General features: G+C 72.6%; 22 protein-coding genes, 4 pseudogenes and 1 riboswitch. Of the genes and pseudogenes, 12 read left to right on the top strand and 14 right to left on the bottom strand.

The genetic code is table 11. From position 1 onward, the window contains the following. Positions 1-49 precede the first annotated feature (49 nt). Positions 50-1,138, bottom strand: a complete 1,089-nt coding sequence (locus J2Z30_RS03785; protein ID WP_044579077.1) for a WD40/YVTN/BNR-like repeat-containing protein — start codon at positions 1,136-1,138, stop codon at positions 50-52. Between the two features lie 301 nt (positions 1,139-1,439). On the opposite strand from J2Z30_RS03785, the gene J2Z30_RS03780 reads away from it, so the two are divergent. Next, positions 1,440-2,519, top strand: coding sequence for an NADH:flavin oxidoreductase/NADH oxidase (locus J2Z30_RS03780; protein ID WP_044579079.1), 1,080 nt, complete (start codon positions 1,440-1,442; stop codon positions 2,517-2,519). A 113-nt stretch (positions 2,520-2,632) separates the two neighbouring features. Further along, positions 2,633-3,034, top strand: a complete 402-nt coding sequence (locus J2Z30_RS03775) for an ArsR/SmtB family transcription factor (RefSeq protein ID WP_044579080.1) — start codon at positions 2,633-2,635, stop codon at positions 3,032-3,034. Here J2Z30_RS03775 and J2Z30_RS03770 read toward each other — a convergent pair. From J2Z30_RS03770 to J2Z30_RS03760, 3 genes are all read right to left on the bottom strand, one after another. Beyond that, positions 2,948-4,336: a nucleobase:cation symporter-2 family protein gene (locus J2Z30_RS03770; RefSeq protein WP_044579081.1), complete on the bottom strand. Its 1,389-nt coding sequence runs from the start codon at positions 4,334-4,336 to the stop codon at positions 2,948-2,950. The two genes, J2Z30_RS03775 and J2Z30_RS03770, sit on opposite strands and share 87 nt — an antisense overlap. A 237-nt stretch (positions 4,337-4,573) precedes the next feature. Beyond that, the gene (locus tag J2Z30_RS03765) at positions 4,574-5,917 is read right to left on the bottom strand and encodes an FAD-dependent oxidoreductase (protein ID WP_044579083.1); all 1,344 of its coding nucleotides are present in this window, start codon (positions 5,915-5,917) and stop codon (positions 4,574-4,576) included. A 180-nt stretch (positions 5,918-6,097) separates the two neighbouring features. After that, positions 6,098-6,781: a DUF305 domain-containing protein gene (locus J2Z30_RS03760; protein WP_044579085.1), complete on the bottom strand. Its 684-nt coding sequence runs from the start codon at positions 6,779-6,781 to the stop codon at positions 6,098-6,100. Between the two features lie 192 nt (positions 6,782-6,973). Between J2Z30_RS03760 and J2Z30_RS03755 the strand changes: the two genes are divergently transcribed. Then, on the top strand, positions 6,974-8,455 hold the full coding sequence (locus J2Z30_RS03755; RefSeq protein ID WP_044579087.1) for an LVIVD repeat-containing protein: 1,482 nt from the start codon (positions 6,974-6,976) through the stop codon (positions 8,453-8,455). A gap of 11 nt (positions 8,456-8,466) precedes the next feature. Here J2Z30_RS03755 and J2Z30_RS03750 read toward each other — a convergent pair whose 3' ends face one another. Further along, positions 8,467-9,108, bottom strand: a complete 642-nt coding sequence (locus tag J2Z30_RS03750) for a TetR/AcrR family transcriptional regulator (RefSeq protein ID WP_044579088.1) — start codon at positions 9,106-9,108, stop codon at positions 8,467-8,469. A 234-nt stretch (positions 9,109-9,342) separates the two neighbouring features. Here J2Z30_RS03750 and J2Z30_RS03745 point away from each other — a divergent pair, with 234 nt between their 5' ends. After that, a complete protein-coding gene (locus J2Z30_RS03745) occupies positions 9,343-9,591 on the top strand; it encodes a ferredoxin (protein WP_372453228.1) in 249 nt (82 codons plus the stop codon). A gap of 81 nt (positions 9,592-9,672) precedes the next feature. Beyond that, positions 9,673-10,737: a 3-dehydroquinate synthase family protein gene (locus tag J2Z30_RS03740; protein ID WP_044579090.1), complete on the top strand. Its 1,065-nt coding sequence runs from the start codon at positions 9,673-9,675 to the stop codon at positions 10,735-10,737. Positions 10,738-10,956: 219 nt separating this feature from the next. Here J2Z30_RS03740 and J2Z30_RS03735 read toward each other — a convergent pair whose 3' ends face one another. The 4 genes from J2Z30_RS03735 to J2Z30_RS03720 are packed head-to-tail and all read right to left on the bottom strand — an operon-like array spanning position 10,957 to position 16,109. Then, positions 10,957-12,702, bottom strand: a complete 1,746-nt coding sequence (locus tag J2Z30_RS03735; RefSeq protein WP_308279700.1) for an ABC transporter ATP-binding protein — start codon at positions 12,700-12,702, stop codon at positions 10,957-10,959. Continuing rightward, positions 12,699-13,565 (bottom strand): ABC transporter permease, encoded by an 867-nt coding sequence (locus tag J2Z30_RS03730; protein ID WP_308279699.1) that lies wholly within the window; start codon positions 13,563-13,565, stop codon positions 12,699-12,701. The genes J2Z30_RS03735 and J2Z30_RS03730 overlap by 4 nt, the downstream gene beginning before the upstream one ends. After that, on the bottom strand, positions 13,562-14,509 hold the full coding sequence (locus J2Z30_RS03725; protein ID WP_044579093.1) for an ABC transporter permease: 948 nt from the start codon (positions 14,507-14,509) through the stop codon (positions 13,562-13,564). The genes J2Z30_RS03730 and J2Z30_RS03725 overlap by 4 nt, the downstream gene beginning before the upstream one ends. 1 nt (position 14,510) lies before the next feature. After that, a complete protein-coding gene (locus tag J2Z30_RS03720; RefSeq protein WP_308279698.1) occupies positions 14,511-16,109 on the bottom strand; it encodes an ABC transporter substrate-binding protein in 1,599 nt (532 codons plus the stop codon). A gap of 50 nt (positions 16,110-16,159) precedes the next feature. Next, positions 16,160-16,322, bottom strand: a riboswitch (cobalamin riboswitch). 153 nt (positions 16,323-16,475) lie between these two features. Between J2Z30_RS03720 and J2Z30_RS49315 the strand changes: the two are divergent. The 5 genes and pseudogenes from J2Z30_RS49315 to J2Z30_RS03700 all read left to right on the top strand — a co-directional run. Next, positions 16,476-16,928, top strand: a pseudogene (locus J2Z30_RS49315) (tellurite resistance TerB family protein); the annotation flags it as partial. Positions 16,929-17,000: 72 nt separating this feature from the next. Continuing rightward, positions 17,001-17,366, top strand: a complete 366-nt coding sequence (locus J2Z30_RS49310) for an ArsR/SmtB family transcription factor (protein WP_308279784.1) — start codon at positions 17,001-17,003, stop codon at positions 17,364-17,366. A 76-nt stretch (positions 17,367-17,442) separates the two neighbouring features. Then, on the top strand, positions 17,443-18,006 hold the full coding sequence (locus tag J2Z30_RS03710; protein ID WP_044579099.1) for a DUF1707 SHOCT-like domain-containing protein: 564 nt from the start codon (positions 17,443-17,445) through the stop codon (positions 18,004-18,006). Positions 18,007-18,122: 116 nt separating this feature from the next. Beyond that, positions 18,123-18,587, top strand: coding sequence for a hypothetical protein (locus J2Z30_RS03705; protein WP_044579101.1), 465 nt, complete (start codon positions 18,123-18,125; stop codon positions 18,585-18,587). Next, positions 18,584-18,901 carry a winged helix-turn-helix domain-containing protein gene (locus tag J2Z30_RS03700; RefSeq protein ID WP_044582306.1) on the top strand — a complete coding sequence of 106 codons (318 nt, stop codon included), beginning with the start codon at positions 18,584-18,586 and terminating at the stop codon, positions 18,899-18,901. Before J2Z30_RS03705 ends, J2Z30_RS03700 begins: the two co-directional genes overlap by 4 nt. A gap of 5 nt (positions 18,902-18,906) precedes the next feature. Here the strand turns inward: J2Z30_RS03700 and J2Z30_RS03695 are convergent, their stop codons facing one another. Together J2Z30_RS03695 and J2Z30_RS03690 are read right to left on the bottom strand one after the other, a co-directional pair. Continuing rightward, positions 18,907-19,227 (bottom strand): hypothetical protein, encoded by a 321-nt coding sequence (locus tag J2Z30_RS03695; protein WP_044579104.1) that lies wholly within the window; start codon positions 19,225-19,227, stop codon positions 18,907-18,909. 19 nt (positions 19,228-19,246) lie between these two features. After that, a pseudogene (locus J2Z30_RS03690) lies at positions 19,247-19,492 on the bottom strand (amino acid transporter); the annotation flags it as partial. Between J2Z30_RS03690 and J2Z30_RS03685 the strand changes: the two are divergent. Both J2Z30_RS03685 and J2Z30_RS03680 read left to right on the top strand, forming a co-directional pair. Further along, positions 19,478-20,641, top strand: a pseudogene (locus J2Z30_RS03685) (diflavin oxidoreductase); the annotation flags it as partial. The pseudogenes J2Z30_RS03690 and J2Z30_RS03685 sit on opposite strands and share 15 nt — an antisense overlap. Before the next feature lie 52 nt (positions 20,642-20,693). After that, positions 20,694-20,801 (top strand): annotated as a pseudogene (locus J2Z30_RS03680) (transcriptional regulator); the annotation flags it as partial. Between the two features lie 67 nt (positions 20,802-20,868). On the opposite strand, the gene J2Z30_RS03675 reads toward J2Z30_RS03680, so the two are convergent. The 3 genes from J2Z30_RS03675 to J2Z30_RS03665 all read right to left on the bottom strand — a co-directional run bounded on the left by J2Z30_RS03675 (position 20,869) and on the right by J2Z30_RS03665 (position 23,317). Beyond that, entirely contained in the window at positions 20,869-21,558 is a 690-nt protein-coding gene (locus J2Z30_RS03675) for a phosphatase PAP2 family protein (RefSeq protein WP_044579108.1), read from the bottom strand. A 96-nt stretch (positions 21,559-21,654) separates the two neighbouring features. After that, positions 21,655-22,590 carry a M56 family metallopeptidase gene (locus J2Z30_RS03670; protein ID WP_044579110.1) on the bottom strand — a complete coding sequence of 312 codons (936 nt, stop codon included), beginning with the start codon at positions 22,588-22,590 and terminating at the stop codon, positions 21,655-21,657. Between the two features lie 112 nt (positions 22,591-22,702). After that, positions 22,703-23,317, bottom strand: coding sequence for a DUF5134 domain-containing protein (locus J2Z30_RS03665; RefSeq protein WP_044579112.1), 615 nt, complete (start codon positions 23,315-23,317; stop codon positions 22,703-22,705). Positions 23,318-23,327: the final 10 nt, after the last annotated feature.

Raw genomic sequence — 23,327 nt, 5'->3', positions numbered from 1 at the left:
TCACGATCACTCTCGGCCGATCACGGCGATCATCGTTGGCCGATCGCCCTCAGCTGATCACCGCGGCGCGGACACACAGCACATCGGGGAGATGGTGGGCGATCTGCCGCCAGCTCTCGCCCTCGTCGGCGCTCGCGTACACCTCGCCGTTGCGATTGCCGAAGTAGACCCCGGCCGGATCGGCGTCATCGGTGCGCAGGGCGTCTCTCAGCACCACCCCGTAGTGCGGCTCGCCCGGCAGCCCGGTGCACCGCTCCTCCCAGCTGGCGCCCGCGTCCTCGGTGCGGAACACCCGGCAGCGGTAGCCCGGGGGGTAGCGGTCCGAGCCGTCGGCGGCCGGGAAGACGTACGCGACGCCGCTACGGCGCGGATGGACGGCGACCGCGAAGCCGAAGTCCGCCGGGAGGCCCTCGCTGATCTCGGCCCAGTGCGCCCCGCCGTCGTCGCTGCGGTACACCCCGCCGTGGTTCTGCAGATAGAGCCGGTCGGGGTCGACCGGATCCCGGGCGATCTTGTGGACGCACTGCCCGAACTCGGGATACTGATCCGGCAGGAATTCCGCCTTGAGTCCGCTGTTGGACGGTGCCCAGCTCTCGCCGCCGTCCGCCGAGCGGTACACCCCGCCGGAGGACACGGCGACCATGAGCGCCCGCGGGTCCCGCGGATCGGTGATGACCGTGTGCACGGCCTGCCCGCCGAACCCCTCGCCCCACTCCGGCCGCTGGGGGTGGTCCCACAGGCTGCGGACGAACGCGAAGGTCTCCCCGCCGTCCTCGGAGCGGAACAGCGCGCCCGGCTGGGTGCCCGCGTAGACCACCTCCGGCTCGTCGGGCCCGGCCGGCTCCAGCTGCCACACCCGCTCCAGCGAGGTGTCGGTGCCCTCGGGGAACTTCACCGCGGGCCTGGCGGGCTCGTGCCAGCTCGCCCCGAGGTCGTCGGAGCGGAAGACCGAGGGGCCCCAGTGCGAGCTGTCCGCACCGGCCAGCAGCCGGGGGCGGTCGCCCCGGGTGTCGATGCCGACGGAGTACACCGCCTGCATGGGGAAGTGGGGGCCGCTGAAGTCCCAGCCCCCGCTGCCGCCGGGGCGGCCGAGGAAGAGACCCTTGCGGGTGCCGACGGCGAGCAGGACATCGTTCATGACGGCTCACTCCTTGGAGTGCGGGACGGGACGGCGGAACGGATGGATGTGTCCGTCATCACAGAGTCTGCACCCACCCACTGACAACGGCGCGGAAGCAACCGCGTCATCCGAGAGCGCATGGCGCCACGGGAGACCACCCGTGCCACAGAAGGCGACCCACACCACAGAGGCCACCCGCGCCACAGAAGGTCATGTGCGTCATACGACGGGCTTCGTAATTTGACGATCGTCGTACTACGGTGGTTACCGTACTAAGCGGCGGTCCGACCGGACCCCACGAGGAGAAACGGAGACGTTCGTGAGTGCCCTCTTCGACCCCTTCACCCTGCGGTCGCTGACCATCCCCAACCGCCTCTGGATGTCGCCCATGTGCCAGTACAGCGCGGACCCGGACAAGGGCGCCGGGGTCCCGCACGACTGGCACTTCGTCCACTACGGCGCCCGCGCCGCCGGCGGCACCGGACTGATCCTGGTCGAGGCGACGGCCGTGTCCCCCGAGGGCCGCATCAGCCCCGGAGACCTCGGCATCTGGAACGACACCCAGGTCGAGGCGTTCCGTAAGATCGTCGGCTTCCTCAAGGGGCAGGGCACCGTCCCGGGCGTCCAGCTCGCCCATGCCGGCCGTAAGGCGTCCACCGACGCTCCCTGGAGGGGCGGCGCGCCGCTCGGCTCCGACCAGCGGGGCTGGCAGCCGCTGGGGCCCAGTCCGGTCCCGTTCGACGAGGGCCATCCGGTGCCGGACGAGCTGTCCGAGGAGCGGATCGGCGAGATCACCCGCCAGTTCGCGGACGCGGCACGGCGCGCGCTCGCGGCCGGTTTCGAGGTGGCCGAGATCCACGGCGCCCACGGGTATCTCCTCCATGAGTTCCTCTCCCCGCACAGCAACCACCGCACCGACGGCTACGGCGGCTCCTTCGAGAACCGCGTCCGCTTCGCCCTGGAGGTCGTCGACGCGGTCCGCGCGGTCTGGCCGGAGGAACTGCCGCTGTTCTTCCGCGTCTCGGCCACCGACTGGCTGGAGGAGAACGGCTGGACCCCGGAGGACACCGTCCGGCTCGCCGCCCTGCTGAAGGACCACGGAGTGGACCTCCTCGACGTCTCCAGCGGTGGCAACGCCGCCGGTGTGCGCATTCCGGTGGAGCCGGGCTACCAGGTGCCGTTCGCCGCGCGGGTGCGCCGGGAGACCGGGCTGCCGGTGGCCGCGGTCGGGCTGATCACGGAGGCGGAGCAGGCGGAGAAGATCGTCACCAACGGCGAGGCGGATGCCGTCCTGCTGGCCCGCGAACTGCTCCGTGACCCCTACTTCGCCCGCCATGCGGCGGCCGAACTGGGTGGTCAGGTGCACAATCCGGACCAGTACCACCGCGCGGTCCGGTAGACCGCGAGCGTCACCGCCGTCCCGTCCGGGGCCTCGAGTAGTTCGGAGCCGAAGTAGTACGGCGATCGTCAAACTACACTGGAGGTCTCGGAACGAGGCGATGAGGAGCAGCCGTGCAGACGCAGACCACGCCGACCGCGCCCCAGTCCCGGGCGTCGTCCCAGCCCCAGGCGTCCGGGCGCTCGCTGGAGCATCCGCGGCGCGAGGCGATCCGCCTCGAGGACGTGCTGCACGCGCTCTCCGATCCCATGCGGATGCGGGTGGTGCGGACGCTCGAAGAGGAGAACTGCGAGCTGTCCTGTTCGGTCTTCGACCTGCCGGTCAGCAAGTCCACCACCACCCATCACTTCCGGGTGCTGCGCGAATGCGGTGTGATCCACCAGATCTACCGGGGCACCGCCAAGATGAGCGCGCTGCGCCGCGACGACCTAGACGCGCTGTTCCCCGGACTGCTCGACAGCGTCCTCGCCGCCGCGGCCCTCCAGGAGGGGCGCCTCGGCGGCAACCGGGGCTGAAGTCCGCCCGCCCGGCAGGTGGTTGAAGAGCAGATTGAGCGCGATCGCGGTGACGCACCCGGCGCTGATCCCGCTGTCCATCACCGTCTGGAACCAGTCCGGGAACTCCTTGTAGATTCCCGGCACGCCGACCGGCAGCAGCCCCACGGCGACCGACACCGCCACCACCGTCAGGTTGTGGTTGTCCCGGAAGTCCACCCCGGCCAGCGTGCGCAGCCCGCTCGCCGCGACCGTACCGAACATCACCAGACCCGCCCCGCCCAGCACCGGCGCCGGGATCGCCGCCACCACCGCGCCCAGTTTCGGGCCCAGCCCGAGCAGCACCAGCAGGCCGCCCGCGGCCGCGACCACCCAGCGGCTGCGCACCCGGGTCATCCCCACCAGGCCGACGTTCTGCGCGAAGGCGGTGTACGGGAAGGTGTTGAAGACCCCGCCGAGCACGGTCGCGGCGCCGTCCGCGCGCAGTCCGTCCGCCAGCCGCCGCCCGTCGACCGGGCGCTCGGTCAGCTCGCCCACCGCGATGAAGTCACCCGTGGTCTCCGTCATCGTGACCAGCGCGACGACCAGCATGGACACCACCGCCGGGGTCTCGAACGTCGGGGTGCCGAAGTGGAACGGGGTGGAGACGCCGACCCAGTCGGCGTCACCCACCCCGGAGAAGTCGGTGAAGCCCAGGGGTATCGCGGCCGCCGTCCCGGCCACGATCCCCACCAGCACCGCCACCCGGCCGAGGAATCCCGGCGCGAAGCGCTGCACGGCCAGGACGAGGACCAGCACCCCGGCGGCCAGGCCCAGGTTCTTCGGCGCGCCGAAGTCCGGCGCGCCCTGGCCGCCCGCCGCCCAGTTGCCCGCGACCGGCAGCAGCGAAAGACCGATGATCAGTATCACCGTGCCGGTCACCAGCGGCGGGAAGAACCGCAGCAGCCGCCCGAAGACCGGCGCCAGCACGATCATCGCCACCCCGGCCACGATCACCGAGCCGTAGATCGCGCGCAGTCCGCCGCCCTGCGTGCCGATCAGCACCATGGGGGTGACCGCCGCGAAGGTGCAGCCCTGCATGATCGGCAGCCGCACGCCGAACCGCCACAGCCCCACGCACTGCAGGACCGTGGCGATACCGCACAGCAGCAGATCGGCGTTGATGAGATACGCCAGGTCGGCGGCGGACAGCTTCATCGCCCCGCCGACGATCAGCGGCACGGCCACCGCGCCCGCGTACATGGCCAGCACATGCTGGAGTCCGAAGGCGGCGAGCCGGCCGGGCGGCGGCACCTCGTCCACAGGATGGCGTACGGACGTCATGGCGGCTCCTCGCGCGGCGCAGGGTTGGGCGGCGGATCAGGGTGAGGCGACCGTAGAAGGCTTAAACAATCTGTTGATTTCAGGGGTGTTGCCGCCCTGTGTCAACCCCTTGGACCGCGTGGACCCGCGGACCGGTGCCAACCCCTTGGACCGCGTGGACCCGCGGACCGGTGCCAACCCCTTCGACCGCGTGGACCCGCCGACCGCCGGTGGAAGCCGACCGGCGCCCGGCCCGGGTCACTCCTGCCCGCGCGCCGCGCCCAGCAGCCCCGTCCAGTCCGGGATCTTCACCTTCGTACGCCCCAGCGCCTCGCCGAGCGCCGACTCGGCCGCCTCGATCCGCAGCCAGCCGGTCCACTCCACCGGCTCCACCCCGGCCTCGCGCAGCGCCCGCAGCGGATCCGCCACCACCGGGCGGGCGGCGAGCGCCTCCGCGTCGGCCAGCAGCGAGGCCACGGTCTCCTTGGCGCACGGGCGGTTGGTGCCGATCACCCCGGTCGGCCCGCGCTTGATCCAGCCCGCCACGTACTCCCCGGGCGAGGGCGCGCCGCCGCGCAGCACCCGCCCCGCCGCGTTGGGGACCGTGCCGCGCTCCTCGTCGAACGGCAGCCCCGGCAGCGGCACCCCCCGGTACCCCACCGACCGCAGCACCAGCGGCGCCTCGATGTCCTCGAACACCCCGGTGCCCGCCACCCCGCCGTGCCCGTCCGGCGCGGTCCGCTCGAAGCGCACCGCGCGCACCGCCCCCTCGCCCAGCAGCGCCACCGGCTTGAGGAAGAACCGCAGATGGATCCGGCGCGGCCGGCCCGTGGGCTCGCGCCGCGCCCAGTCGCGCAGCACCTCGACATTGCGCCGGTTGATCCCCGGCAGCCCCGAGGGGTCCACATACGCCGGGTCCAGCGCCAGCTCCTCCGGGCGTACCAGCACATCGGCGCCGGTCAGCGCGCCCAGCTCGCGCAGCTCCTTGGTGGTGAACTTCGCCTGCGACGGCCCGCGCCTGCCGACCATATGGACGTCCGAGACCTGGCTCTCGGACAGCGTCCCGAGGGCGGCGTGCGGCACATCGGTGGGCCTCAGCTCCTCCGCCCCACGGGCCAGAATGCGCGCCACGTCCACCGCCACGTTGCCCACCCCGATGACGACGGCGGAGCCCGCCCCGAGCGCGAAGGAGTCGACGGTCGCGTCCGGATGGGCGCTGTACCAGGAGACGAACTCGGTCGCGGAGAAGCTGCCCGGCAGCTCCTCGCCCGGAACGCCGAGCCGCCGGTCGGTGGCCGCGCCCACGCAGTAGACCACCGCGTGGTAGAGCCCCAGCAGCCGCTCGGGCACCAGCGGCGGCGGGCCCACCTGCACATTGCCGAGGAAACTGACCCGGGGGTGCTCCAGGACCGCGCGCAGCGTGTTCTGCAGCGACTTGATCTTCTCGTGGTCGGGCGCGACGCCGTAGCGCACCAGCCCGTACGGACAGGGCAGCCGGTCCAGCACATGCACCGACACCTCGGGGACGGCCTGCTGCTGGACGAGCGCTTGGGCGGCGTACACCCCGCTCGGCCCGGAACCGATGACCGCGACTCGAAGCACGAGGAGCTCCTTCCGCAGGATGTCTCCAGCATCGCACCCGGCGGGGCGCCCTGTCCGGCACTACGCGCCGAGTGACCGGCGCGGGTGACACCGCCCGGCCGCCGGTCCATGGGTCCGCGACCGCGCCGCGAGCCGGGCTCCAGACCGGTCCGACGGTCCGCCGGGGCTCCGCGCCGCCCGCTACGACATCTGCCGCATCCGCCGGATCTCGCTGCTCTGCTGCGCGATCACGTCGTTCGCCATCTCCTCCACCCGGACGTTGTTGCCCTGGGCCAGCACATCCGTGGCCATGGAGACCGCGCCCCCGTGATGGGTGATCATCAGCTTGAGGAAGAGCGCGTCGAAGTCGGCTCCCTCGGCGGCGCGCAACCGCGCGAGCTGGGCCCTGGTGGCCATCCCCGGCATCTTCGCGTCATGGCCCTCGTGGCCGTCCCCGTCGCCGCCCTTCGGCTCGCCGCCAGTTGTCGTCTGCCAGGCGCGCATCGCCTCGATCTCCGGCTTCTGCCCGGACGCGATGCGCTCCGCGAGCCGCTTGACCTCTCCCGACTTGGCGCGGTCGGCGGCGAGGCCGGTCATCACCAGGGCCTGCCGGTGGTGCTCGATCATCATGCGGACGTAGGAGCGGTCGGCCGTGTTGGGGGAGTCGTCGTCGCCCGCCTTCGCCGCCTCCTCGGCGGAGAGCTTCTTCGCCGCCTCGCCGGGCTTGCCCGGCGCGATCACCGCGGGCTTGCCGTCCTTGCCCTTGCCCGCGTCGGCCGCACCGCCGCTCTCCGCGTCACAGCCGGTCAGGACGAGTGCCAGGGCGGCCGCCGCGGCGGCGGCCGCGAGGGACGCGGAGTGGAGCGTCGTACGGCGGTTCAACACCGTGGCCTCCTGGGGCGCTTGGGATCCGCAGACCGTCTTAGCACGTCAGCGGGGCTCCCGATCCGGGCACGTTGGGAAAATCTCTTTACGAACATGTTGCTACCTGTTGTGGTGTACATGGATAGAGCGATACTTCCCCCGGTCCGTCAACCGTTCAACTCCGAACGGAGACGGCGACAAAGGGAGGACGCAGTGAAGCCGTGGGAAAGACCTCCGCAGCGGCGCAGATACCTCGGCGCGGCCGCGGCCGCCTTCGGACTGGTGGCCACCTTGCTGGCCGCGGGCCCGGCGGCCGCGACGCCCGACCCCGGTGACGCTCCTCACAAGGAGCGGGTGACAAAGAGTCAGCAGTCGGAAGCCAAGGCCGCCATCGAGAACGGCGACATCCCCGGCGTGGACCAGATCGTCCACAGCGACAATGTCAGCCACCTCACCAACATCCCCAAGCAGGACCTCAAGGGCATCAACTCCGACCTGGCCTTCCAGGGCAAGTACGCCTTCGCGGGCAACTACGACGGCTTTGTCGTCTACGACATCAGCCGGCCGAAGAGCCCGAAGATCGTGAGCCAGGTGCTCTGCCCGGGTTCGCAGAACGATGTGTCGGTCTCAGGAGACCTGCTCTTCCTCTCCACCGACTCCTCGCGCAGCGACAACTCCTGCAACAGCACCACCCAGCCCGCGACCGAGAAGTCCTCGTGGGAGGGCATGAAGGTCTTCGACATCAGCGACAAGCGGAACCCGGAGTACGTCGCCGCCGTCGAGACCTCCTGCGGTTCGCACACCCACACCCTGGTGCCCGAGCGCAAGGACGTGTACATCTACGTCTCCTCGTACTCGCCCAGCGCCACCTTCCCGGACTGCCTGCCTCCGCACGACGGCATCTCCGTCATCAAGGTGCCCCGTAAGGCGCCCGAGAAGGCCGCGGTCATCGACTTCCCCGTGCTCTTCCCGGACGGCGGAAACCCCGGCGGGCCCACCAACCCCGGCGTCACCCAGACCACCGGCTGCCATGACCTCACCACGTTCCCCAAGCTGAAGCTGGCGGCGGGCGCGTGCATGGGCGACGGCGTCCTGCTCGACATCGCCGACCCCGCGAAGCCGCGGGTCATCGACCGGGTCGAGGACAACGTGAACTTCGCCTTCTGGCACTCGGCCACCTTCAACGAGCGCGGCACCAAGGTCGTGTTCACCGATGAGCTCGGCGGTGGCGGGGCCGCCACCTGCAACACCGAGGTGGGAGAGGACCGCGGTGCCGACGGCATCTACGACATCGTCGGCAAGGGCGACAAGCGCAAGCTGGTCTTCCGGAACTACTTCAAGATCCCGCGCCACCAGGCCGACACCGAGAACTGCGTGGCCCACAACGGCTCGCTGATCCCGGCCAAGGGCCGCGACATCATGGTCCAGGCGTGGTACCAGGGCGGCGTGTCCATCTGGGACTTCACCGACTCCGACCGGCCGAAGGAGATCGGCTACTTCGAGCGCGGGCCGCTCTCCAGCGACGCGCTCGTCACCGGAGGCTCCTGGTCCGCGTACTACTACAACGGCTATATCTACTCCAATGACATCCAGAAGGGCTTCGATGTCCTGAAGATCCACGACCGGCGCACCGACAGCGCCGGGTCGGTCCGGCTGCGCGAGCTCAACGCGCAGACGCAGCCCGACTACCGCTGAGCGCCGGGGCCCTAGCCCAGAGCGCTCATCCGGCTCCCGCCGGGCGGCTCATCGCCCGGCGGGAGCCCCAGCTCCCAGTCCAGTTCGTAGCGGTGGAACAGCTCCGCCCGCAGCCGCTCGGGCGCCATCGGCGCGCCCGGCAGCAGCACCGCGACCACCGCGCCCATCAGCAGTGCGCGCAGCAGCCGGTAGTCGGTCTCGGGGTCCTCGGAGCCGTAGCGCGTGACGGTGTCCCGCAGCAGGAGGGCCAGCCGCTGCTGCTCGGGGCACTGGATGAAGCCCTCGGCCGTGAGGATCCCCGCCATATGCGTCCGCATCAGCCGGGGCCGGTCCCGGGCCAGGCCCAGGATCGCGTCGATGGCCCGCGCCAGCAGCTCCCGCCCGGCCTCCGCGCCCTCCGGCCGCGGCTCCCGCTCGAGCCCCCGCGCCAGCTCCATGTGCATCAGCCGGTGCACGGCCGTCTGCAGCAGCTGCCGCTTGCCCGGGAAGTAGTACGACACCAGACCGCGGGCCGCCCCGGCCCGGTCGGCGATATCGGCGAGGGTGGTCGCCTCGTAACCGCGCTCGCCGATCAGCTCGACCGTGGCCTCCAGCAGACGGGCCTGGGATCGGCGCCGCAACTCCTCATTGACCGACGGGTTTCGGGGGACCATGCTATAACTCCTGTGTTGGCTGGCTGACAGCCAATATACTCAGGGGGCGTGGGGTTGTCCGCCGTTCCCCTGAGGGCGGCCGCATGTCTCCGCCGGTTCGGGCGACACGGGGGGATCGCCCGAACCGGTGGGTTCGCCCTGTTGGGACGCCTTTGGAATCCCTTGCGGGGCCCGGCCTTCGGGCGCTGGGGAGCGGTGGCGGCGTCCGGCAGCAGCCGGAGAATCGCCCGCAGCATGGCCTTCGCCCGGCCGCGGGCGGGCGATGGGCTGATACCCAACGCGATGGACGAACTGCTCCGGTACATCGCGATCGGGCTGAGGCAGACCCTCGCCCGGGTACTGGCCGCGCCGGAGCTGTTCGACCAGCGGGAGGAGGACGGGGCCGTCGTCCCGCTGGGCCCGAACCCGCCGCTCGCGCTCCGCGACAGCGTCGCCGAGGCGTCGTTCCTCTGCCCGGCCGCCGCGATCGCGGTAGAGGATTAGTGGATCAGCAAGCGCTCACACCCGATCGCGGCCCCGCGAGACGCTTCTCACCGAGGCCGCGCAAGCGAGGGGAAGGCAGTCTTGACCACGTCGACTTCCAGTCCGGCCGCCAGTTCCGCGTCTGCTTCCCGGCAGGTCACCGTCGGGCTGGCCGAACGCTCGTACACCGTCCACATCGGACACGGTGTGCAGCGGCTGCTCCCGCAGGTGGTGGCCGCCCTGGGCGCGCGCAAGGCGGTGGTGGTCACCGCGCGGCCCGCCGAGCGGACCCCCGACCCGGGTGTGCCCTCGCTCGTCGTACAGGCGCGCGACGGGGAGGAGGCCAAGGACCTGGCCGCCGTGACGGACCTGTGCCGCCGGTTCGTCGGATTCGGGCTGACCCGCTCGGATGTGGTGGTGTCCTGCGGCGGCGGGACCACGACCGACACGGTGGGCCTGGCCGCCGCCCTCTACCACCGGGGCACACCGGTAGTCCATGTGCCGACCTCGCTGCTGGCCCAGGTGGACGCGAGCGTCGGCGGGAAGACCGCGGTCAATCTGCCCGAGGGCAAGAACCTCGTCGGCGCCTACTGGCAGCCCGCGGCCGTGCTCTGCGACCTCGACCACCTGGACACCCTGCCCGAACGGGAGTGGCGCAACGGCCTCGGCGAGATCGCCCGCTGCCACTTCATCGGCGCGCCCGATCTCGACCGGCTGCCGCTGCTCGACCAGATCGCGGCCAGTGTGACGCTCAAGGCGGGCGTCGTCGCCGCGGACGAACGCGACACGGGCCTGCGCCACCTCCTCAACTACGGCCACACGCTGGGGCATGCGCTGGAACGTGCCACCGGGTTCGCGCTGCGGCACGGAGAGGGCGTGGCCATCGGCACGGTGTTCGCCGGGCGGCTCGCCGGCGCGCTGGGGCGCATCGGCCCGGAACGGGTCGCCGAGCACCGTGACGTGGTCGCCCGCTACGGCCTGCCGACCGGGCTGCCCCCGCGTGTCGCCGTCTCCGAACTGGTGGAGCTGATGCGTCTGGACAAGAAGGCCACCGATGGGCTGACGTTCGTCCTGGACGGCCCGGAGGGGCCCGGACTGGTGCGCGGGATCTCCGAGGAGACGGTCAGCACCACCCTCGCGGAGATGCCCCGCGAGCCGGAGGGGTGATGTGGCGCGGGCCGGAGGGGTGCCGCGCCCCAGCCCCAGCGCGCCGGAATCGCAATACGCCGCGGTATTCGGCCCGTTCGCTTGAGGAGTCGGCGTCCATCAGCGCCCGCGCATGTGCCGGGTGATCTTCCCCGAGGCGGTGCGCGGCACTCGCGCGATCTCGTGGGTCTCCTCCGGGACCTTGATGGCCTGGAGCAGTTCCGGCAACGCCGGATCAGGTCAGGCCCGGACGGGTGCGCCGGACCACGCGGCGGGCAGGACGTCGCCGACGGGCCCGCGCCGCACACAGCGGCCGCCGTCGAACAGCGCGGCCTCCTCGGTCAGCGCACGGACCGCGGGCAGATCGTGGCTGATGAACAGCAGGGCGGTGGCGGCCGGGGCGAGAAGGCGGGGCAGCGCGTCGAGGACCCGCTGCCGGGAAACGGTGTCCAGCGCCGACGTCACTTCGTCGCACACGAGCAGGGACGGACGCGCCGTCAGCGCCCGTACGAGCGCGCAGCGCTGGAGCTGGCCGCCGGAGAGCCGGTCCGGGGTCCGGTGCAGCAGCGCCTGGTCGAGCCCCAGCGCACCGGCCGCCTCGATCGCCTCAGCCGTCGCCTCCTCGGCGCGCAGGCCGCGCAGCAGCCGTGCGGTGTCCGCGAGTTGCCCGAGGACCGGACGGTGCTCCTCGAAGGAGCCCGCGCTGTTCTGGCGCACGTACTGGATGGCGCGGCGCTGTGGGGGCGTACGCCGGTCGATGCGGCGGGGGAGCGGTCGGCCGTCCAGCCGTACCTCGCCCCGGGTCGGTGTGGTCAGCCCGGCCAGCGTCCGTCCGAAGGTCGTCTTGCCCGAGCCGGAGGGCCCGAGCAGCGCGATCTTGTGGCCGGGCGGGAACGCCATCGACACCGGCCCGGCCAGGGGATCGCCGGACCGGCGGCGCACGACGATCTCCATGGCGGCGACCCCGGCACGGTCCGCTGACGCCGGGTCCTCCGGAGCGGACCCGTCTCGCGGCGGGCCGGTCGTGGTCGGACCGGACGCCGCCGGGTCAGGCGTCGTCGGGTCAGCCGTCGTCCAGCTCGACTCTCTGCCCGCGCCGCCGCCGCCTTCCGCGGTGAGGAGTTCCCGGGTGGCCCGGTGGCGGACGGCCGGAAGCCCGGTGGCGGCCGGCCCGTCGCTGGGGACGGGGGCACCGGCGCGCCGGTGACCGCCGAGGACGTCCGCCACCGGCCCGTCGTCCACGACCCGGCCGTGTTCCAGCACGATGACCCGGTCGCCCGTCTCCCGCACCAACGCCAGGTCGTGGCTGAGCAGCAGTACGCCCGCGCCGTCGTCCGCGAGTGCCCGCACCGTACGGCCCAGGGCGTGCGCCAGCGCCGGGTCCAGGCCGCTCGTCGGCTCGTCCAGCACCAGCAGCCGGGCCCCCGTCACCAGGGCGGAGGCGAGCGCCAGACGCTGCTGCTGGCCGCCGGAGAGCTGGTGCGGGAAGCGGCGGCGGACGGCCTCCCACTCCAGCCCGGCCAGGGCGAGTGCCCGGCGCGCGGCGGGCTTGCGCGCGGCCCGTTCCGGGTGCCCGAGGGCGGCCAGCTCCGTCAGCGCGCCACCGGCCCGGCGGACCGGATCCAGTACGGTCTCCGGGTGCTGCGGCAGATGCGCGGCCCGGCCCGTCCGGGCCGCGGGACGCCGGGCCGGTGTCAGGAGCAGCAGGTCCGTACCCGTTAGCAGAACGCGTCCGGTCAGCCGCACACCGTTGCGGGAGGCACCGAGTGCCGCCAGGCCGAGCGTCGTCTTGCCGCTGCCCGACGGGCCGACGACGGCGGTGACGGCACCGGCCGGAACGGTCAGTCCGACCCGGTCCAGCAGCGGCCGCTGCGCCCCGTCGGCATGCGCGGAGACCTCCGGTACGTGCAGCAGCGGCACATGGGCGGTGCCGGTCACCGGCCCTTCGCCTCCTCCGCTCACCGGCTCTTCGCCTCCTCCGCTCACCGGTTCCTCCTCCGTGCGAGGACGCGGTCCACGAGCAGGTTGCCGCCGACGCACAGCGCCGTCAGCAGACCGGCGGGCACCAGCACCGCGGCGGGCTGGGTGAACAGGGTGTCGCCGTTGCGCTCGATGAGTACCGCCCAGTCCGGCGAGGACACCGGCAGCCCCAGGCCGAGGAAGTTGGCGGACGCCAGCAGGTACAGCACCACGGAGAACCGGCCGCCCGCGTCCGTGGCCAGGGGAGCGGCCAACTGCCGTGCCAAGTGCCGGAGATGGATGTACGCCCAGCCGCGCCCCTGCATCCGCAGCGCCTCGACGACCGTCCGGGTGCCCGGCGCGAGCGCGGCTCCGCGCACCAGGCGCGCCACGGCCGGGACCTGGAGCACCCCGGCGACCGTCACCAGCCAGTACCAGTCGCGGTGTCCCGTCGCGGCCAGGGTCATCAGCACCAGCAGTCCGGGGAAGGCGAGCAGCAGGTCGAGGCCGCGCATCACCGTCTCGTCCAGGCCGCGCCGCGGCCCCGCGGCCAACAGCCCCAGCGGCACCCCGGCGGCCATGCCGATCAGCAGCGCGGCCAGGGCGCTGCCCAGGATCGAGGCGCCGCCGTGCAGCACGAGCCACAGCACATCGCGGCCCAGGACGTCCGTACCGAGCGGATGCCCGGCGCCCGGCGGCTGCGACGGCAGCGCGCCCTGTGCCGACGGCGTGTCCCCGGCCAGCCACGGCCCCAGCAGGGCCGCGAGCACCGGCACACCGAGCAGCACCAGAGCGACCCACGGACGGCGGGGTCGGCGGACGCGCGCGGCGCCGGCCCCCTCCCGTACGGTCTCGTCCTCCGGCACGATCGCGTCTTCCCGCGAGCTCACGCCGTCACCTCCAGGCGCGGTGCCAGCCGGTGGGCGACCAGGTCGGCGGCGAGGTTCACAACGATTGCGGTGCCCGCGAACAGCAGCGCGTACGTCTGCACCTGGGGCATGTCCCGGTTCTGCACCGCCTCGACGAAACCGCTGCCCAGCCCGCGGAAGCCGAATACCGCCTCCACCAGTACGGCACCGCCCAGCAGCCCCTCCACACAGCGGGCGAACTGCTGCGCCGCGGGACCCAGCGCGCCCGGCAGCACATGGCGCAGCACCACCGTCCGCTCCCGCATCCCCAGCAGCCGTAGGTGCTCGGCGACGGGCCCGTGCCGCTCGGCCGCCACGCCCGCCCGGATCTGCCGCGCCAGATCACACAGGTGCCGGGCGGTCAGAACGGTGACCGGCAGCACCAGCACGGCCGGCTGGGCCAGCAGCGCGGCCGTGTCCATGCCGACGGCGGTGGCCGGCAGCAGCCCGGCCGCCAGCGACACCGAGGCGACCAGCAGCAGCCCGAGCACGAACTCCGGGACGGCGTGCAGCACGACGGCCGCCGTGTTCAGCGTCCGGTCGAGGCGACTGCCCTCCCGCAGTCCCGACACCGTGCCCAGCAGTGGCGCCGCCACCATGACCAGAACCAGCGCCGGAACGCCCAGCAACAGCGTCACCCCGATACGGCGGCCGATGTCGTCGCCCACCGGCACCCCGGTCGTCAGGGAGTTCCCGAGGTCGCCGGTGAGCAGATTGCCGAGCCAGTGCCCGAAGCGGGCCCAGGCCGGCTCGTCCAGCCCCAACTGGGTGCGCAGCGCCGTCACCTGTTCGGGCGTGCCGAGTTCGCCGCGGAGGACGTCGGCCGTGTCGCCGGGCAGCAGCGAACCGACGGCGAACACGGCGACGAGCACCACCAGACACTGCAGAACGGCCAGCAGTGTGCGCCGCAGGACGTAGCCACGCACGTCAGCCGACGCGAACCCGGTCGAACCGCGCCCAGTCGTGGGAGTTCGGCGGTGCGGCGCGCAGGCCGTGGACCGACGCGCCGATGGCGTCGTTGGCATCGGAGAACGCCCACACCAGCAGCCCGGACCCGTCCCGGGCGAGCTTCTGGGCGCGGGCGAGCAGGGCCAGCCGGTCCCGCTCGTCGCGGGTGGTGCGGGCGCGTTCCAGCAGCGCGTCGAACTTCTCCGAGGCGTACTGCGTCTGGTTGCGGGCCGCTCCGCCACGCACCCGCTGCTGGAGGAAGTCGGACACGGGCAGCGTGGAGGTGGTGTTGAAGGCGGCGACGCCGTTCGTCTTGATTTCGCTGAAGTACGTGCTGGATGCGCGGGTGTTGGCGGTCAGCCTCAGCCCCACTTCGCGCAGCTGCCGCGCCATCAGATCCGCGGCCGGCTCCCACGCGGCATCGACCGAGCTGGTCTCCACGGTGATCTTCAGCCCGTCCGCGCCGGCCCGCTTCACCAGTCTCCGCGCCTCGTCGACGTCGCGCTCGCGGGGCTTCAGGCCGTCGGGGTAGCCCCGCAGGCCCATGCCGAACAGGTCGTTTCCCGGCTCGCCGTGCCCGGCGAGGGCGACGCGCACCAGCGCCTCCCGGTCGAGCCCGAGCTGTACGGCGCGCACCAGCCGTGGGTCGTCGAACGGCTTGCGGCCGGTACGCAGCAGCAACTGCTGGGCGGTGGCCCGCTCCACGGTCAACAGCCGCGTCGAGCCGTCCTGTTTCAGCCGGTTGACGGAGGCGCCGGCCATGTCAGCGGCGTAGTGGATCTGTCCGGACAGCAGCGCGTTGAGCCGTGCCGACTCCTCGTTCGCGGGGACGATCTCCAGCTCGGCGACGTGCGGGGCGCCGTCCCAGTGGTCCGCCCAGCGCCGGTACCGGGCGGTGCCGCCGGGGGTGAACGAGACGTAGGTGAAGGGGCCCGAGCCGATGGGCTTGCCGAAGTCCGTCGTCCCGTCGGGGATGATCTCGGTGCCGGGCCCGGCGAAGACGGTGGGGAACTCGAAGTTCGGAGCCTTCAGCGCGAAGACGACGGATCGTTGGCCGTCGGCCCTGCTCGCCTCGGAGTCGATTGCGGAGAGCAGCACCTGCGAGGGGGATCCGGTGGCGGGGTCGGCGGCGCGGCGGTAGCTGTAGAGGACGTCCCCAGCGGTGACCGGCTTCCCGTCGTGGAACTCCGCGGTGCGCAGACGTATCCGCCACCGGGTCCCGGACGCGTCGCTCTCCCAGGACTCCGCGAGCCGCTTACGGACGGACATGTCGTCCGCGTACGTGCCGAGCGTGTCGTACAGGGCCTTGGCACGGGCCTGGTCGACGAAGTTCGGGGCGACATGGGGATCGAGGGTCTCCTGCGAGCCGCCGGCCGTGAACGCGGCGCGGAACCGGTCGCTGCCTCCCCCGTCCCTCGCGTCCGCGCCGCACCCGGCGAGCAGGCCGGACCCGGCCAGTGCCAGGGCGCCGCCGGCGGCCAGCACCCCTCGTCTGCCGGGTTCCGGCCATCTGCCGCGTTCCGGCCGGCTGCCGGGTTCCGGCCGGTGCGTCGGCTCCGTCCTGGCGCGCGTCGTCACGGTCGATCCTCTCCGGGGTGTCCTCGCCCCTGCCATCGGACCGGCGACGGGTCAGTCTCCTGGCTCCCGGATCGTCGCTCACCTCCGCCTTCCCATCCGCGTCCGCGGACAGTGACATGCGGGAGGACCGCTCCCCGGTCACAGTGGCGGGACCGCGCCGGACTCGCACCGGCTTCCTGGCTCCCGTCGCCTCGTGCAGTCATTGTGACGCACGGGGCGGCGGGGCTGGGACCAGGGGCGCCCACCGGCCGGGCGCCGCGCCGGATGCCGCCGAGGAGGCCGTGGCCCCGCGCGCGAGGGAACTCTACAAACCTGTAGATTCTGTTTTCTCCCCACAATGGAGGTATTACTGAGAAGGAGATGCAGATGACGCTGTGGGACCGCCTCAAGGACTCGGTCCAGACGATGCAGGCTCAACTCACGGCGAAGAAGCACGAGTTGCAGAGCGGGGCGTTCCGGGACGCGAGCATGGCCATGTGCGCCCTGGTGGCGGCGGCGGACGGCACGATCGACCCGTCCGAGCGGCGGCGCGTCGCCCAGCTCATCGCCACCAACGACGTGCTCCAGAACTTCCCCCCGGACGATCTGCACCGCCGCTTCGAGGACCACCTCGACGAGCTCACCACGGACTTCGCCCTCGGCACGGCGAGCGCCATGCGGGAGATCGGCAAGGCGAAGAGGAGGCCCGCCGAGGCGCGGGCCGTCATCCAGATCGGCATCGTCATCGGCTGCGCCGACGGCTACTTCGACGAGAGCGAACGGGACGTCGTCCGCGAGGCGTGCTCGGCCCTGGACATCCCCCCGACCGAGTTCGACCTCCACCGCCCCCTCCGCGTCCCCCGCAGCCCGTACCGGGCCCCGGACGAGCTCCCACAGGCGGCCGGCGAGCGGGTGTCCGGGCGGGCGGACTCCGGTGCGAGGCGGGCGATACGCCCCGGGGCCGCCGTGCCCGGCGACGACCTCCAGGTCTTCCTCAAGGCGCTGACCAGCGGAACCCGTCAGAAGCTCTTCGCGCACTTCGCCGACGGGGAGGAGCTGACCGTCGGCGAGGCAGCCGAGCGTGCCGGACTCGGCCCGTCGACCACCTCCGAGCACCTCGCGGTCCTCCGGCGCGGCGGACTGCTCCAGTCGACGCGCAGCGGCAAGCTGGTCCGCTACCGCGCGGACAGGGAGGGCATCGCCGAACTGCTCGGGCAGCTCCATTCCTACCTCCTCGCCCCCTCCGAACCGCAGGACACCCCTCCCGCCCATGGCTAGTGCCGTGACCGCACGGGTCCGCCGGATCGGGTCATCACCGCGGCTCCGGCGCGGGACATGGCAGTAGAGTGCGACGGTGACCCCTCCGCCGGAAAACCCGCCGTCACTCGTCAGTGAGGACGACCGCGACACGGCCGTGCGGCGCCTGCAGGACGCGTACGCCCAAGGGCACATCTCGCACGAGGAGATGGACCAGCGCCTCCATACGGTGCTCACCGCCACGACCCACGACGAGCTCGCGTCGGCCCTGGCCTCGCTCCCGGCGGAGCCCCCGGGCGCCACGTCCACGATCGCCGCCCACAGCGGACGGATCCGGCGGCGCGGCCCATGGCGGGTGCCGCGGACCCTCAAGGTCGAGTCGGCGTTCGGCAGGGTGCACCTGGACCTGTCCCGTGCGGTCATCGAGCATCCGGTCATCGACATCGAGCTGGCGCTCGGCACCGGCAGGGCCAGGATCACGGTGCCGCGCGACGCGATCGTCGACGTCGAGGGACTGAGCACCGGCTGGAAGGACCTGCGCTACAAGCCCCGGCCGCAACGTTCCCTCCCCGGCGGCCCGGGTGGCCCCGGCGGCCCGAAGATCCGGATCTCCGGTGCCGTGGGGTTCGGACGCTTGAAGATCCGCCACGCGAGGCGTTGAGGCCCCCACCCCGCGTCAGAGCCACCCGCCCGGCACTCCGTGGCTCCTCCGACCCTTGACTTTCCTATCGGGAAAGTAGGACGCTTACTTTCCCGATAGGAAAGTGAGGTCTCGTCATGGACGACATCGCTCCGGAGCAGGCCCGCACCGCCCTCGACGCGGCCGACCGTGCCCGGCGCCAGGTGGCCGAGGAAGTCGGCCTGCCCCGCGGTTACTGGTGGGCCATGGCGGCCGGCTGGCTCCTGCTGGGCGTGCTCGGCAATGTGCTGCCGCCCTGGCCGGCCGGGGTCGCGACCGTGGGCTTCGGCGTGGGGCACGGGGTGCTCGCGTCGCGCCTGCTCGACGGACGCCGACGCACGGATCGGCTCCAGGTGAGCGCGGCGGTCGCCGGTCACCGTATCCCCCTGGTCGTGGTCGGCATGCTGCTCGGGCTCATCGGGGTCACCGTCCTGGTGGCACTCGGGCTCGACGCCGACGGCGCCGGCCATGCCGGCATCTGGGCGGCGGTGCTGACCGCGGCCGTCGTCGGGTTCGGCGGACCGGAAATGCTGCGCGTTCTGCGTCGGTGGGCGCGGGCATGACGAAGCCGCGGTTCGACGAGCTGATCCATCCCAGCACCCGGCTGTCGCTGGTGGCGACCCTGGCGGCCGCCGACTGGGCGGAGTTCGCCTTTCTCAAGGACCGGCTCCAACTGTCCGACTCGGCGCTCTCCAAGCAGCTCACGACACTCGAAGAAGCCGGGTACGTAGCCACGGAGCGCCGACTCAGCGGCAGCCGCCGGAAGGTGCGCGCCCGGCTCACCAGCGCCGGCCGGGATGCCTTCAACGGCCACATCGAGGCACTGCGGGCGATCGTCGCCGACGCCGCGGCACCGGCCCAAGAGCCTCCCGTGTGAGGCCGTCAAGGACGTGCGGGCCTCACGGGGCAGCCGATACGCGCACGGCCCGGGTCACCGCCGTCCCCATCCGCGACAGGACCCTGGCGGTCAGCCGACGTGCACGTGCGGCCGACGTGCCCTGTCGGGCTCGGCCTCGCGGAGCACTTCCCGGGTGACTCGAAGTAGATGTGCGGCCGCTGCCCGGTCCCGTCCCGTATGTGGAGCAGCAGGGCCGCCGGCGAGTTGGGGATGCTGGAGCCGTCGAGGGCGAGCACCCGGTACCGGCCGTGCAGCACCTCGCCGCGCACCCGTACCGCCGTCTCGAAGTCGGACGGATCACGCACGCCGACCTCACCGCTGCCGGGCGCCGCGGGCGGCGATGGTGACCGCGACGGCGGCGGAGGTCATCAGGACCAGCACGAAGAGCTTGCCCTGCCAGAACGACAGCAGCCGCTCCAGCATCGCGATCGATCCCTGGCCGTGCGGGCTCTCCTTGGCCACCCGCCGGTACACCGGCAGCGCCCCGGCCAGGGTCACGGCCACCAGCACGATGGTGGCGATGGGGGGCAGCAGCCCGGCGGCGAGGGCGGCGATGCCGTTCCGGCCCCCGCGGCCGGGACGGCTCCCCGGCCGAACCGTCCCGCTCCTGCCGCCGCCCGCCTGACCGGCAACCGTCGCCTGAGCCTGCCGGGCGCGGGCAAGGAGGTCCGCCGCTTCACCTTCGACACCCGCGACAGCGAGACCCCGCTGGGCTACGAGGCCGGTGACGCCCTGGCGGTGCAGTCGCTCAACTGGCCCGAACTCGTGGCCGAGTGGCTGGCCGCCACCGGCCTCGACGCGAACGCGACCGTTCAGGTCGAGAACGTGGGAGAGGTGCCCTTCGCCGAGGCCCTGTCGCGCCATCTCGACATCACCCGCATCACCCCCGACCTGCTGCGCTTCATCGCCGATCGCACCCGCGACCCCCGTGATCTGCGGAAGCTCCTGCGCCCGGACAACAAGGGAGAGCCGGCGAAGTGGTCCTGGGGACGGCAGGCCGTGGACGTATTGGCCGAGTCCGGCGTCCGGGCCGGAGCGCAGGAGTGGACCGATCTGCTGGGGCGCCTGCGGCACCGCCTGTACTCCATATCGTCCAGCCCGCTGACCGACCCCCACCTGGTGTCGCTGACAGTCTCCGTCGTCCGTTACGAGAACCTGGGCGGCCGTCCGCGCCAGGGCGTCTGCTCCCCCTTCCTCGCAGACGCCGAGCCGGGCACCCCGGTGCCGGTCCGGGTCCAGCGCGCACCGCACTTCCGCCCGCCCGCCGACCCCGCCACGCCGACGGTGATGGTCGGCCCCGGCACCGGCATCGCCCCCTTCATCGCCTTCCTGGAGGAACGCCGGGCCCGCGGCCACCGCGCCCCGAACTGGCTGTTCTTCGGGGAACAGCACCGCGCGACCGACTTCTACTACGAGGAGGAGCTGACCGCGTTCCTCGCCGAGGGCATCCTCACCCGCCTGGACACCGCGTTCTCCCGCGACGAGCGCGCCAAGAAATACGTCCAGGACCGCATGCGCGAACACGGCCCCCTGCTGTGGTCCTGGCTCCAGGACGGCGCGCACTTCTACGTCTGCGGCGACGCTTCCCGCATGGCCAAGGACGTCGACCAGGCCCTGCGGGACATCGCCACCGTCCACGGCGGCATGGACGAGACCGAGGCGGCGGCGTACGTCAAGCAACTCGCCACCGACAGACGCTATCTGCGCGACGTCTACTGACCGCCGCGTTCCATCAGGCGCCGACGGCTTCCAGCAGGAGATGGCGGCCGTGGGCACCCGCGAGGGCCGCTCGGTGGTGTACTCGCTGTACGACAACCATGTCGCCGAACTGCTGGACCAGGCCCTCTACCACGTTGAACACCTGCGGCTGCGGCTGCGGCTGCGGCTGAGCGACGCGTCGGCCGGGGACGTGGACGCGGTGTCCGCGGGCCTCGGACCGAGATCGCTCATGACTGCGCTCTCCCCTCGGGGGACGCCTCGCGCTCCCTGGTACGGCTCTGGACGTATTCGTACGAGGCGATCGCCCCGTACACCAGCGCCGCGCCCAGCAGCCAGCCGGCCAGGACGTCGCTGGGCCAGTGGACGCCCAGATAGAGGCGGGTGAAGCCGACGCCCAGCACGGACACCGCCCCCACGGCGGCCATGAGGCGCAGCCACTTCGCCGGTGCCCCGTGCAGTGCCAGCAGCCACAGCAGCAGCCCGAAGGCGACGGTCGCGGTCAGGGCGTGGCCGGACGGGAAGGCCGCGTAGTGCGCCGAGTCCACCGGATTCGGCCACCGGGGACGCTCCCGGCCGAGCGCGGCCTTCACCGCCTGTTGCAGCGCCGTGCCCAGCGCCGCCGTGACGGCCACCCAGAGCGCGAGCCGCCACTCCCGGCGCCACAGCAGCCACCCCACGGCCACGGCCAGCAGCGCACGCATCGTCCAGGGGTCCCAGAACCAGTCCGTGAGCACTCTGTTGGCCCGGGTGAAGCCATGGTGCCGTACGGCGGAGTGGTGCAGGCTGACGACGATGTCCCGGTCGACGGTCCCCAGCGGCCCCCAATGGGCGGCCACCAGGGCGAGCAGCACCAGGAAGAGCGCGGTGAACACGGCCGCGGCGCGGGCGGCTCGGCGGTGGAGGTTTGCCGACTGCATGGGTCGATGATCGCCGACGGGCGGGCTTCGGAGCCAGGAGGCCCTCGATCTTCCCCGAGCCGGGAGCCGCCGTTGTGCCGAGGACGCGGAGAACGCCTATCCCAGCACCCGCAGCGCCGGGACGAGCGTGACCAGCAGCGGGACGGCCGGGACGAGCGCCGCGGTGGCCGTAAGGCGCCAGCGGCGCGCCACGGGGAGGCGGGAGGCCGGGGCCAGCAGCCGGTCCACCCGCTGCGGCACCTGGGCGAGCGCGCTGGGGCAGGGGCCGAACACCCCGCGGTCCTCGTTGAGTTCGACCAGCGCGAGCGCGGTGGTCGTCCGCCCGAAGCGCCGTGACGCGGAGTCGTCGGCGGCCAGCTCGACCAGCCGGTGCACCTCGTCGCGGAATGCCGCGAACATCGTCACCTGCGGAAAGCCGCTGGCCAGCGCGCCCGAGCAGTGCAGCAGCCAGTGGTGGCGGGCGCGGGCGTGGCCCTGCTCATGGGCGATGACGGCGTCCAGCCGACGGCCCTTGAGACGGCGCAGCGCCGCCGTGGTGATGACGAGCCGGGGCGTGGTGCCCGGCAGCCACCAGGCGTCCGGCTTGTCGCTCTCCAGGACCACCAGGCGCTCCTCGCCGGGCTCCTCACCGGGCAAGGCGGGGGAGCGGACGAGGAGTTCGGCGCGGTGCTGCCTGCGCCAGGCGCGGGCGCGGCCGATCTCGCGGGTGAGCATCACCGCGCTCCAGACGGCCCCGAAGGCGAGCACGAGGGCGACGGGCGCGGCCAACGGCCCGTAGCCGGACAGCGCGTACGCCTCCACCACGCCCTTGGGCGCGGGGGCGAAGACATTGCCGCGCACGGCATCCCAGGCGGCCGCCCCGGTGAGCGCCATGGTCAGCGCGCAGCACAGCAGCACTCCGACGACCACGCACTGCCACACCCAGAGGGCGAGCACGGGTTCGCGGTCGATCCAGTCGGAGCGGGACAGCAGGCGCGGCGCCATTGCCGCCGCCAGTGCGCCAAGGCCCATCAGCGCGAACGGGACCATCATGGCCGTCAGCCTATGATCGCGACGCTCCGGCCGGGTACGGTCACGGCGGGGAAGTGACGCATACCACCACGGTGCGGCTACGGATCAGGCCACGGCCCGGCCCGCCGCCCGTTCACAGGGCCAACAGCATGGCGAACATCCCTATGCCCATCGACAGCCTGCAGGCATGCCGCAGCTCGGGCCGCCGCGACCAGCCGGCACCGGGCGGTCCCGCCCCCACGCCGTCCACCGCCCCGTCCACGGCCCCGTCCGTCATCGGTACGAGCCGCAGCCCGGACCGTACGACGTAGACCGCGAAGTACACGAGGAGCACCCCGGTCAGCAGCGGCACCCCGCCCGCCATCCGGCCCGGGGTCATACTGCCGGTGTGATGGTGGCTGCCCGTGGTGCCCACCATCATCGCGAGTGCCATATAGACCATCGCCAGCGCTCCGACGGCGTGATGCAGACGGTGCCCCGGGAGCCCCATGCCGCGCGGGACCGGCAGCAGCGCCCTTACGGCCGCCACGGCGAAGACCGCCGCGAAGGCGGGCGGACCCCAGGGCCGGGGGTCCAGCACGGCGGACGGCACCGCCATCACGGCCATCCCCCACCCCATCAGCGCCTCGGCGCCCGCGATCCGCCGCCCCGGCCCAGGTGGCTCACCGCGCATCTGCAGCAGACAGTAGCCACCCGTGGCCGCGCACAGCGCGACCAGCAGCCAGCCGATGAGCGGCGGTCCGTGCACGGCCACTCCT

The organism is Streptomyces iranensis (genome assembly GCF_017874715.1).
Taxonomy (GTDB): domain Bacteria; phylum Actinomycetota; class Actinomycetes; order Streptomycetales; family Streptomycetaceae; genus Streptomyces; species Streptomyces iranensis.
This window is presented reverse-complemented; position numbering and strand designations above follow the sequence as displayed.